An 11,605-nucleotide genomic window follows, 5' to 3' on the forward strand; every position below is an offset into this window, starting at 1 on the left:
AAAGTTACACTTGCCGTCACGCCTCCAGGGATGACCACGAACGGCAAGCGCGCGCCTATATGCGGGCTTTACTCCAAATGCAAGCTTTGTCCTAGCTAAGCGCCTTGTACAGGCTGAACATGCTGGTCGCGATCAGAACGATGCTGACGGCGAACAGAAGCCGGCGAGGTTCGATCCGCTTGGCGACATAAGCCCCCAGCGGCGCAGCAAGCAAACCGCCGATCAGCAAACCACCCGTCACAACGGTGAAGGCCTGAAGACCGATAGTCATGATGAAGGTCATTGAAATCGCAAATGTCAGGCAGAATTCCGCCGTGTTCACGGTGCCGATCGTCTTGCGCGGGTCGGTGCCCTGAATAAGCAGGTTGGATGTAACGACCGGACCCCAGCCACCGCCGCCCGAAGCATCAAGGAAGCCGCCAATGACGCCGAGAGGCACGGTAACCTTGGGGTCACGTGCCTTATGCTCATGCGAAAAGGTCAGCGCCTTGTAGAGCAGGTAAAACCCGATGACGGTAAGATACAGCATCACCAGAGGCCGCGCGGCTTCGGTATGTACATTCGCAAGCAGATAGGCGCCTGTACAACCGCCGATGACGCCCGGTATGGCGATGCGGCTGAACAGTTTCCAATCCACATTCTTGTGCAGGATATGGCTGATACCCGATGCACCGGTGGTAAACATTTCCACAAAATGGACGCCTGCGGACGCACGGGAAGGTGCAACACCCATCACGCTGACCAGCAAGGTGCTGCAAATGACGCCGAAGGCCATTCCAAGCGCACCGTCAACAAGCTGTGCCGCGAACCCAACCGCTATGTAGGGCCATATGGCACCCCAGTCGAGGTTAAGAATAAAATCGAGCATGCGGTGTTCCCTTGCCTGGCGAATGTTCTGGCGTGCGGATATTAGTCCGCATAATCACTGCAAATTCTATTTGCTACCGCATTAACCCTAATTGCCCGGATTTCGCCAGAATTGCCGGAAATCCAACCAATTTGCGGACTTTTTTGTTTCGGAAGGGTTAATGAAGAAGTAGAAAGCATCGCATCAAACGATAATCTCAACTAAATTAATTGACAATATAATTCGGCCAAAGATTTTGCTTTTCGCGGCGAAAGGTTCTCTTTGTGCGTTATTGGGACAGCTTGGCTTATTCAGCTGCCAGCAAATAGGCGTCCGCCTCGACCTTGTCGGTTAAATAAATCGAATCGAGCAGATGGGCAGTCTTGTCGCGGACCTGCAGCATCAGTGCGCGTGTACGGCAGTTTTCTTCTTCCACGCAGTTCTGGCAGGTTTCATGGGCATAGCGGCTGGCGCAGGGAACGAGCGCCAAAGAACCGCGCATGATACGGATAAGGTCGCCATAGCTGATGTCGATCGGCGGAACACCCAGCCAGTATCCGCCATCCTTCCCCCTTTGCGATGCGACCAGACCGGAGCGCGCCAGTTCCGACAATATAACCGTTAGGAACTTCGGCGGGATCTTCTGCTCTTCCGCAATATCGGCCAGCTGTACCGGTCCTTTGCCGTAATGGTCGGCAAGGTGTTGCATGGCGCGGATGGCGTAGCGGGTTTTCTGCGACAGCATAATATATCTTTGCGCCGAAATTATCTAATTTTCAACCCCACGAGTAGACAAACACGAATGTGCAATCGATAGCAACGAAAGCGACGAAATTTCATTAACCTAGTTGCATTGGCGAAGTTGCCAGAATAGCCTCGCCCCCGAACCAGACTCAGGAAAAGCTTCCGGGTTGTTTTCCAAAAAGGGGGAAAAACATGAAGTTCACAAAATCGATATCGTTACTTGCAGCAACCTGCCTGACATTTCCTGCCTTTGCACAGGAAGCTCCGCCAACGGCGGCGCCGGAGGCGGAGGAGTCTGCGCCTATCATCGTGACTGGATCGCGCATCAAACGCGACCCGACCGATAGTTCGCTTCCTTTGCAGGTTATCAATACCGAAGAATTGTCGCGCGAAGGCATCAATAGTCCGGAACAGCTGATCTCCTATCTGTCGACAAACGGCAATGGCGCCGACAATCTGGCATCCAACGCAGACGTCACCAGTGGTGCGCAGCGCGGAACCAACGGTTTGTCCGCTGCCAACCTGCGCGGGCAGGGTTCGGCATCGACCCTTGTTCTCCTGAACGGACGGCGTGTGGCGGCACACGGACTTACGGGTTCGGCTGTGGACGTAAACCAGATTCCCATCGCCGCGTTGGAGCGTGTCGAAGTTTTGAAGGACGGCGCGTCCGCCATTTACGGTACAGACGCGATTGGCGGCGTGATCAACTTCATCACCAAAACAAATTTCCAGGGCCTCACACTCAACGCCTTTAACGACATTACCGAAGCGGGTGGCGGCAACATCTACCGGCTTTCGGCAACGGCCGGTTATGGCGACCTTGATGAGCAAGGCTTCAACATCATGGGTGCGATCAGTCGGAGCGTGAACAATGTGCTCAACGGATCGGACCGGTCCTTTGTAAATGGTAACCAGCCCAATCGCGGTTTGTCGGTCGATACCCGCGGCACCCCCATTGCCACTGCGTTCGCGACCGGCGCCAATGCCATCTTTGCGCCCACCGGCTCGCTGTTGAGCGGGGTCACTCTGTTGGAAGCCGGTGCAACCGTTCCGGCAACGGGTGGTATCAACATATTGGATCTGCCCGGCGGTGCGGGATGCGGATCCGTTGATGGTGGTATGGCCTATGACGAACAGCTATGGGCCATCCCGTCCGCCCGTTTTGCCTGCGCATGGGATACGGGCCGCGCGGCGGTGCTGCAACAACCGCTTAACACGCTCACCTATTATGGCCGTGCTACGGTCAAGGCGGGCGATCATCAATTCTATGCGGAAATTACCGGTTCGGACGCGGATTCGGCCAAACGTTTCTCGAACAACCAATATTCGGGCAACGCGACCACTTTACCGCTCTATTATCCTTTGAACCCGACGACGGCGGCCACCTATAATGATGTGTATAACCGTCTGGTTGCGGTATTCCCGCAAATCGCGGTGAACTATGGCAAACCGATCTCCTATCGCTGGCGCTGTATTGCGTGCGGAACACGCGAATATGAAACCAATACCAAAACACTGCGGGCTGCGCTTGGTGCAGAAGGTCCGCTTTTCGGAGATTGGGATTATCGTGCCGGGGCGTCCTATGCCCGCAGTGAATCCTCATCCGTATTGGGTGACGGCTATCATTATCGGGGTACCTTCTCGTCAGCTGCAGCGGCGGCTGCATCCGGTGTTCCCGGTGCGGTGTCGGGCGGCATTGATCCGCGCGCACCGACGGCACCTGGCGCGACACGTCCGGGTATCGTGGGTCTGCTGAACAGCGGCATCCTGAATCCTTTCTCTGTTACGCAGTCGCCTGAAGCCCTTGCAGGCCTCAGGGCAATTTCCGCGAAAGGGGTCACGCTGTACGGCGGTAAATATGAAGTGAAGCAACTCGACGCTTCGATTTCGGGTTCGCTGTTCGATCTGCCTGGCGGGGCCGTGCAGGTTGCCTTGGGTGTGGACTATCGCCGGGAAACCTACAGCTTTAACGGTTCGCCTGCGGCGGTGACGGGCACGCCCGATATCTTCAACGTGGCGTTCGACAATATCAACGCGCTGACGCCGAAAAATCGGGATGTGAAGGCGGCTTATGCCGAAGTCCTTTTCCCCATATTCGACATGCTGGAAGTGACAGGGGCGGTCCGTCTCGACGATTATACCGGCTTTGGCACCACAATTAACCCCAAGGTTTCGGCCAAATTCCGGCCCGTCGACTGGTTCATGGTGCGTGGTTCATACAACACCGGTTTCCGCGTTCCTGCGTTTAACCAGATTTTCAACGGCGTGACCCAGTCACCCAATCCCGGCAACACGCTGGTTGACCCGACAACATGCCCTTCCGGCACGGTCAGCCTGCTTCCCGGGTGCGCCGCGATTACGCCGGACACATTGACGGGTGGTAACCTGAATTTGGGACCGGAAACGTCCGAACAATATAGTGTCGGCGTCGTTCTCCAGCCCTCTAACCGTTTCAGCGCATCGGTCGACTTCTGGTCAATCGCTGTCGATGATACGATCGGTGCGCTGACATTGCGTCAGTTGCTGGACAATATTGCCTTCTTCCCGGACCGGGTCATCCGCACCAACGGCATAATCACCCTGATCGATCTTCGCGCCGACAACATCGGTTCACGCCGGACCGAAGGTCTGGAAGTCTCGCTGCGTGGCGGTGCGGATCTGGCGGGCGGTGTGCTGACCGCCGGTCTGGACGGCACCTATTTGCTGAAGAAGCGGGAAAAGTTCCTGCCGTCGGCTCCCTTCGGCCCGAGCCTGATCGGTGTGTTTTCCTTTTCCGGCGATCTGGGCTTGAAGTGGAAGCATAATGCGTTCCTGACCTACACCAAGGATGACCTGACGTTCAGCATCTCGCAAATCTACCGCGATGGTTACAAGAACCAGGCTCTGCCCGGTATTGCAAATGGCACGGTGACGCGCCCGGATTTCAACCCGCGCGTCAAACCCTATATCATCTACAATACGTCGGTGAGCCTTGATATTCAGGAACAGTTCCGGCTGACCTTCGGTATCAAGAACCTGTTCGATAAGGATCCCCCATTTGCCATCACCTATGACAGTAACACGGGCGCTGGCAGCAGCTGGGAACCGCGCGTCGCCGATCCCCGGGGACGTTCGTTCACCCTCGCGGTCGAAGCAAAGTTCTAAGCAACCGGTCGCCGGAGGATAATATGGAAGCTTCACGGCGGCAGATCATGGCGGGGCTGGCAGCAATGCTGTCGGCCCCACCTGTTTTAGCAACACAGGCAAGTGGGCGAGGCCTGCCTGCGCATCGCAAGCCGGCACGGCTGAAGAAAGGCGACACGGTCGGCCTGATCGAACCGGCTTCGGCAAGTGATGAGCCGTTCCAGATCCAGTTGGTCGAGGAAGCCATTACCGCGATGGGGCTGATCCCCAAACGGGCTCCGCATATATTGGACCGCTATGGCTATCTGGCGGGAAGGGACAAGGACCGGGCATCCGACATCAATGCGATGTTCGCCGACAAGGACGTGAAAGCGATCTTTGCCGTTCGCGGTGGATGGGGCAGCGCGCGGTTGCTTCCCTATCTCGATTGGGACATCATTCGCGCGAACCCCAAGCTTTTGACCGGTTTCAGCGACATTACCGCTTTACATATGGCGATTGCTGCCAAGGCGGGCTTTACGACTTTGCACGGTCCGAACGCCGGAAGCGCGTGGGGCAAATCATCGTGGGACGCATTTTACCCGATCGCTTTCGACGCGGCGACGCCGACTCTTATCAACCCGGAAGGCGGGGAAGACAGGCTGGCGCAACGCCGGTGGCGGACGCAGACCATAACCCCGGGCAAGGCGAAGGGACGTCTGTTGGGCGGGAACCTGACTGTGTTATCGGCCTTGTCAGGCAGCAGCTATCTGCCCGACTTCAATGGCGCGATCCTCTTCCTCGAAGATGTGGATGAGGCCGAGTATAGAATCGACCGTATGCTTACCCAGTTGGGACTTGCGGGTATCCTCAAAAACCTGGCGGGTGCGGTCTTTGGTCAGTGCACCAGTTGCACAGGCAGCAGCAGCGGTGTCTATGGCGGCTTTACCCTGAACGATGTTCTTCGCCAGCATCTGGGATCGCTCGGTGTCCCTGTCTATACCGGTGCCTGGTTTGGCCATATCACCGACCAGTTCACACTGGCACAAGGGGTGATGACGGAAATCGACGCCGATGCAGGGACGCTGCGTATGCTGGAGCCGGCTGTCGCCTAAATCATCGACTGGGTCAGCAGCAGTGCGGCAGAATTGTTCAGCATATGCAAGATGATGTTCGTCCTTAGCGAACCTGTGCGATGATAGAGATATCCGAAAGCAATGCTGAGCGACATCAGGCCCGGGATGGCATAAGGTTGTCCATGCACCGCCGCAAAAACGAGCGAGGATAAGAGGATTGCGGGCCAGACGGGAATGAAGCGGGCGAGGGCGTTCTGTAACAATCCCCGGAACAACAGCTCTTCGACGATGGGCGCGGCGATTGCGATGGCACCGAAACCCAGCGCGATATTGAGGGGAGTGCGCGGAATTTCGGCAAGCATCTTTGCCATATCTGCCTGCATGCCAATGCCAGGAATGACATAGGTGGCGTAAAGAAAATTCGCGATCATGGCCGTCAGTATCAGTACAAATGCCAGCCCTATGGTTTGGGCAAAAGGCATTTTCCCAAAACTGTCGAGCCCGATCCGGTGATAGCGGCCATCCTTTTTCAGATAGAGGGTGAGAAGCCCGATCTGGATAATCGCCGAAATCACCAGGCCCCAAAGAACCGCAACGCCTTTGGTGTCGCCACTCGCGGCGCCTGCCAAGCTGCCTCCGCCTACACCTGCGGCAATCAAGACCGCCGTGCACAGGATCTGTAGTACGAAGTACAGCACGATCCAGCCAATGCTGGGTAATATCCCGCGAAGAAATTGCACCAATTTCGCACCGAAGCCGGTCTTTGCCGGTTTGCTTTCAGGCGGCAGCGATATTTCGGCGTTGTCCATTATTCCCCCTAAATGGATGAAGGCCCGCACAGCGCGGACCTTCCCCAAATGACAGGCAAATCGTTAATAAGCTACTCTCACCGCGCTCAGTCCGTAGGCCGGCAAAAGATTTTGCACGCTTGTCGGCCCCGACAGATGTCCGGCGCCAACGGCCATGAAGGTCGTGCCGGGTTTGTCCATTTCGGCCTTGATCCATTTCGCCCAGTTGGCGTTACGGCGCGTCAGCAATGCATCATAAAGTGCGCGGCTGGTCAGTCCTTCGTTCATAAGCTGCCCCAGACCATCGGGATCCGGCGCGCCCCAAAGCTCAACCATTTTGTCCATCATGTTGGACGAGCCTTCGACGACCTTTGCTGTCTCGATAAGGAACCGGATCTGCTCGCTTTCGGGCATGTTGTCGAACACGCCAAGCTGGAACTCCATTGTTTCAACGCCTGCGATTGGCTTTTTTGCTGCATTTGCTGCAGCGGTAAGCTGCTTTTCAACGCCGCTGTTGAGGTCAAAGCCCTGCTTTTGCATCGAGATCACGGAGAGCGTGACGGCTGCCGCCCAGGGGTCAAAGGGATCAAGTGCTTCGGCAGGAAGGCCTGTTTTGGCCATGGCCTTTTCATAAACAGCCCGGTCCGCATCGCTCATTTTGGAACGCAGCGTCTTGCCACTTTTGTCGATGGCAAGTTTGCCGAAAAGCGCCTGGCTCTCCGCTGCGCTGGGTTCCACCATTTCCAGGACAAGCTTGTCCGATCCTTCAAATGCCTGCTTCACACCGTCGTCGAACCAGCCAAGATTGGGCTTCAAAATGTGGACGGTGCCGAACAGGTAGATGGTCGTGTCCTCGTCCTTGACCACCCACAGTGCAGGATCGACATCCTTGATTGCAGGTGGCGCCGCCTTGACAGGGTCAAGTGCCTGGACTGCTGCCGGCGCTTCGGTCGGCGCATCTTGCGCAAAGCATGCCGGCGAAAGGGCCATCGCGGCGGTAACCAAGAGTGCTTTATATTTGGGGGACATGGGTAACTCCTGTTTGTTCGTTGTTATTCTATGCTAAAATTCGGAAATTCAGTGATATTTTTTCCAGTACCAGACGGCTGCCCAGATGATGGCGAACAGGATGAAGATTGCGACACCATTGGGTTCGGGTACCAATCCACCGCGCCACAGGAACCACCAAGACGGCGCACCCATCAGATAGGCATATCCCGCATAAAAAGCGCCATCGCGATAGGCGCTGGCCTCCTGCTCGTCGATAGCACGCTTATGCCAGACCCATGAAATGACGGGCATGATAACGCCCCAGAAAAAGGCGAGAAGCAGTGCCGCCAGGGGCGGAATGGAGGAATTCAGGAAGAGATCAATCGCGTCAGCGTCGGACGACGCGGTGAGCGTGCTGTTGAGAGAGATCGTTAGCCCCACAATTCCGCCACCGATGCCGCAGCCGAGCAGGATGTTCCGGTTAAGCTTTTCCCGTTTTGTAAGGGGCTCGCTATTCGCCTTCAACTTTCGGCTGTTCGTCCAAATAACATAGCCGAGGCCCGCGATAAGTGCAGCGAACACACTGAAAGTCACGATTCCGGCCGTCCCCAGTGGGCCGCCGCCTTGCGCATTATGCTCCGCCATATAGCCTGCAATCGCACCTCCCACCATGACGATGCCGAGGGTCGATATGATTATCCACATGATGCGGCGGCCGTTGGATTGGGCGATGTCATCACTGTCCGTCATCGGTGCCTCCGTCAAATTCATCATCGAAAATCTCCTCAATCGGGCGCCCGAACAAACGGGCTATTTTGAACGCCAACGGAAGCGATGGATCATATTTACCCGTTTCAATCGCGTTCACTGCCTGTCGCGACACGTCCAGATGCTGGCCGAGTTCGGCCTGGCTCCAGTCCCGCATTGCGCGCAATATCTTCAACTGGTTTTTCATGTCAGGTAAAGCTGTCGTTGTGTCATGTTTACCTTACTAAACCGATTCGCGGGCAATGTCAACAAGACCTTACATAATGCTATGCGAGGCTGACAAAATGGCGTCGGTTGGTCCAGAACCTTGATTTAGCGGCATATCTCGGCCAAGGGGCTGGCCATGTCTGAGGTGGCGCCATTAAGTTTTCAGGACCTGATCCTGACTCTCCATGATTATTGGGGTAAGCACGGCTGCATCATTTTGCAGCCCTATGACATGCGCGTCGGGGCAGGGACTTTCCACCCCGCGACGACCTTGCGTGCGCTCGGCCCCGACAGCTGGAACGCCGCCTATGTGCAGCCCAGCCGCCGTCCGACCGACGGGCGTTACGGCGAAAACCCCAACCGGTTGCAGCATTATTACCAGTATCAGGTCATCATGAAACCAAGCCCTGCCAATTTGCAGGAGCTTTATCTTGGCTCGCTCGACGCCATCGGCATTGACCCGCTGAAGCATGATATCCGCTTTGTCGAGGACGACTGGGAAAGCCCGACCCTGGGTGCCTGGGGTCTTGGCTGGGAAGTCTGGTGCGACGGTATGGAGGTGACCCAGTTCACCTATTTCCAGCAGATGGGCGGCTTTGATTGCAAACCTGTTGCAGGCGAGCTGACCTACGGTCTGGAACGGCTTGCCATGTATATCCAGGGCGTCGACAGCGTCTATGACCTGAAATTCAACAATCATGGCGTCACCTACGGCGATGTCTTCCACAAGAATGAGGTCGAATTTTCGACCTATAATTTCGAGGTCGCCGACACCGCCGCGCTGTTCGATGGTTTTGCCAAGGCCGAGGCCGAATGCCAGCGGTGCATCGCGGCGAACATCCCGCTTGCGGCCTATGACCAGGCGATCGAGGCCAGCCATCTGTTCAACCTGCTGCAGGCCCGCGGCGTTATCTCGGTGCAGGAACGCGCATCCTATATGGGGCGCGTGCGCGATCTCGCCAAAGGTAGCTGCCAGGCGTGGATGGAGAAAAATGGGTGGGCGGAATAATGGCCGACTTCCTTCTCGAACTTCTTTCCGAAGAAATCCCTGCACGGATGCAGGCCAAGGCCAAGGAAGACCTTGCCCGCCTGTTTAACGATGCGCTCGCCAAGGCTGGCCTTGCGGCGCAATCGGTCGAAACCTTTGCAACGCCCCGCCGTCTGGCTCTGATTGCCAAAGGCCTGCCGCTTGCAACCGAGGCTGTTTCCGAAGAAACCAAGGGCCCCAAGGTCGGCGCACCGCCACAGGCGATGGAAGGATTCTTGCGCAAAACCGGTCTGACTCAGGACCAGTTGGTGGAGCGCGATGGTGTCTATTTTGCTGTTGTTGAAAAGCCCGGCCGCAACACCGCCGATGTGCTGGGCGAAGCGATACCCGCGATCATCCGCGCATTTCCGTGGCCCAAGTCGCAACGTTGGGGTGCAGCGTCGATTTCGACCGAAAGCCTGCGCTGGGTTCGCCCGCTGCAGGGGATTATCGCACTGCTCGGCAATGATATCGTGCCCTGCGCCATCGATGGTATCGAAAGCGGACGCCACAGCATGGGGCACCGTTTCCATTCGAGTGGTCCAATCGAAATTGCCAACGCGGATGCCTATGTCGAAGCCTTGCGCGCGGCGCATGTGATCGTCCACTTCTCCGAACGGTGCGCCCTGATCCGCGACGGGGCAAAGGCAGCGGCTGAGGCTGCCGGTCTTGTGCTGGTGGATGATGAAGGGCTGGTCGCCGAAAATGCGGGACTGACCGAATGGCCGGTGCCGATGCTCGGCCGGTTCGACCCTGCCTATCTGGAAGTGCCAGAGGAGGTCATTCAGCTGACCGCGCGGGTAAACCAGAAATATTTCGTCTGCCATGACAGGAATGGAAAGCTGGCCAACGCCTTCGTCTGCACCGCGAATATCGTAGCAAAGGACGGCGGCGCCGCAATCGTTGCGGGGAATGAAAAGGTTCTGGCCGCACGGTTGAGCGATGCGAAATTTTTCTGGGAACAGGATCTGAAGGTTCCGCTCGACGAACAGGCCAAAAAACTGGCGCAGATTACCTTCCATGAGAAACTGGGGACCGTTGCCGACAAGGTCGAGCGCGTCGCCAAACTGGCCCGCTGGCTGGCGGAAGAAGGCATCGTCAAGGGCGCCAATGCCGACGAAGCCGAACGTGCGGCCCGTCTGTGCAAGGCAGACCTTGTGACCGGCATGGTTGGCGAGTTTCCCGAATTGCAGGGCCTGATGGGCGGTTATTATGCCCGCGCCCAAGGTGAGAGCGATGCCGTCGCCGACGCTGTGCGCGACCATTACAAGCCGGTCGGGCAGGGCGACGATGTACCGACGGCACCCGTGACGGTGGCGGTGAGTTTAGCGGATAAGCTGGATACGTTGGTCGGGTTCTTCCAATTTGACGAAAAGCCAACCGGGTCCAAAGATCCTTTCGCGCTTCGTCGCGCGGCTATCGGGATATTGTCGTTGATCCTGGACAACAATCTCCGGGCCTCAATGCGTGATTTGATAACGGCAGCGGCGCATTCCGGAGGATCGGATGCCGGGATCGACGTTGCAAATTTCCTGATCGACAGGCTGAAAGTCCAGCAAAGAGAAGCGGGTATTCGTCACGACATGATCGACGCTGTGGTATCGGTCACACAAGGTGGTGACAATGTGCTGATGGTCAAGCGCGTCAGAGCGCTGCAAGGCTTTGTGACGACCGACGAAGGCGCGAACCTTCTCGCCGGTTACAAGCGCGCGGCCAATATCCTGAAGCAATCGGGTGATGCCGAGACCGGAAAGGCGAACGACGTTCAGCATGACGGCGCGAGTGACGTGGAAATGGCACTCAAATCCGCCCTCGACGCTGCCGAACCTAAAGCTGCCGCTGCCATTGAGGCAGAGGATTTTGAAGGCGCAATGACAGCGCTCGCAACTTTGCGTGCACCGATCGACGCCTTCTTTGAGGGCGTTATGGTCAACGATCCCGATCCGGCAGTGCGGGCTTTCCGCCTGGGGCTGCTGACGCGTTTCCGGGACGCTGTCCACCATGTGGCCGATTTCACAAAAATAGAAGGATAGTTGGCCACTATCCTTTTGAAGCA

The 11,605-nt window shown here is 56.9% G+C and carries 10 protein-coding genes; 4 read left to right on the forward strand and 6 right to left on the reverse strand.

Translation table 11 applies throughout. The annotated features are described in order from the left end of the window. Window positions 1-91: 91 nt before the first annotated feature. Window positions 92-868, reverse strand: a complete 777-nt coding sequence (locus tag FOM92_RS00695; protein ID WP_143774871.1) for a sulfite exporter TauE/SafE family protein — start codon at window positions 866-868, stop codon at window positions 92-94. A gap of 286 nt (window positions 869-1,154) precedes the next feature. Further along, a complete protein-coding gene (locus tag FOM92_RS00700) occupies window positions 1,155-1,592 on the reverse strand; it encodes an RrF2 family transcriptional regulator (protein ID WP_143774872.1) in 438 nt (145 codons plus the stop codon). A 191-nt stretch (window positions 1,593-1,783) separates the two neighbouring features. Here FOM92_RS00700 and FOM92_RS00705 point away from each other — a divergent pair, with 191 nt between their 5' ends. Together FOM92_RS00705 and FOM92_RS00710 are read left to right on the forward strand one after the other, a co-directional pair. After that, the gene (locus FOM92_RS00705; protein ID WP_143774873.1) at window positions 1,784-4,735 is read left to right on the forward strand and encodes a TonB-dependent receptor domain-containing protein; all 2,952 of its coding nucleotides are present in this window, start codon (window positions 1,784-1,786) and stop codon (window positions 4,733-4,735) included. 23 nt (window positions 4,736-4,758) lie between these two features. Then, window positions 4,759-5,808: a S66 peptidase family protein gene (locus tag FOM92_RS00710; protein WP_211347329.1), complete on the forward strand. Its 1,050-nt coding sequence runs from the start codon at window positions 4,759-4,761 to the stop codon at window positions 5,806-5,808. On the opposite strand, the gene FOM92_RS00715 is transcribed toward FOM92_RS00710, so the two are convergent. The 4 genes from FOM92_RS00715 to FOM92_RS00730 all read right to left on the reverse strand — a co-directional run bounded on the left by FOM92_RS00715 (window position 5,805) and on the right by FOM92_RS00730 (window position 8,502). Further along, window positions 5,805-6,578 carry a CPBP family intramembrane glutamic endopeptidase gene (locus FOM92_RS00715; RefSeq protein ID WP_143774874.1) on the reverse strand — a complete coding sequence of 258 codons (774 nt, stop codon included), beginning with the start codon at window positions 6,576-6,578 and terminating at the stop codon, window positions 5,805-5,807. The two genes, FOM92_RS00710 and FOM92_RS00715, sit on opposite strands and share 4 nt — an antisense overlap. Window positions 6,579-6,641: 63 nt before the next feature. Then, window positions 6,642-7,586 carry a TraB/GumN family protein gene (locus tag FOM92_RS00720; protein WP_143774875.1) on the reverse strand — a complete coding sequence of 315 codons (945 nt, stop codon included), beginning with the start codon at window positions 7,584-7,586 and terminating at the stop codon, window positions 6,642-6,644. Between the two features lie 48 nt (window positions 7,587-7,634). After that, on the reverse strand, window positions 7,635-8,321 hold the full coding sequence (locus tag FOM92_RS00725; protein ID WP_170226755.1) for a hypothetical protein: 687 nt from the start codon (window positions 8,319-8,321) through the stop codon (window positions 7,635-7,637). Then, on the reverse strand, window positions 8,284-8,502 hold the full coding sequence (locus tag FOM92_RS00730; RefSeq protein WP_143774877.1) for a helix-turn-helix transcriptional regulator: 219 nt from the start codon (window positions 8,500-8,502) through the stop codon (window positions 8,284-8,286). Before FOM92_RS00730 ends, FOM92_RS00725 begins: the two co-directional genes overlap by 38 nt. Window positions 8,503-8,658: 156 nt before the next feature. On the opposite strand from FOM92_RS00730, the gene FOM92_RS00735 reads away from it, so the two are divergent. Next, window positions 8,659-9,531 (forward strand): glycine--tRNA ligase subunit alpha, encoded by an 873-nt coding sequence (locus tag FOM92_RS00735; RefSeq protein ID WP_143774878.1) that lies wholly within the window; start codon window positions 8,659-8,661, stop codon window positions 9,529-9,531. Beyond that, a complete protein-coding gene (glyS, locus tag FOM92_RS00740; RefSeq protein ID WP_143774879.1) occupies window positions 9,531-11,582 on the forward strand; it encodes a glycine--tRNA ligase subunit beta in 2,052 nt (683 codons plus the stop codon). The genes FOM92_RS00735 and glyS overlap by 1 nt, the downstream gene beginning before the upstream one ends. Window positions 11,583-11,605 lie beyond the last annotated feature (23 nt).

It is taken from the genome of Sphingorhabdus contaminans (assembly GCF_007280415.1).
In the GTDB taxonomy this organism is placed as follows: Bacteria; Pseudomonadota; Alphaproteobacteria; order Sphingomonadales; family Sphingomonadaceae; genus Sphingorhabdus_B; species Sphingorhabdus_B contaminans.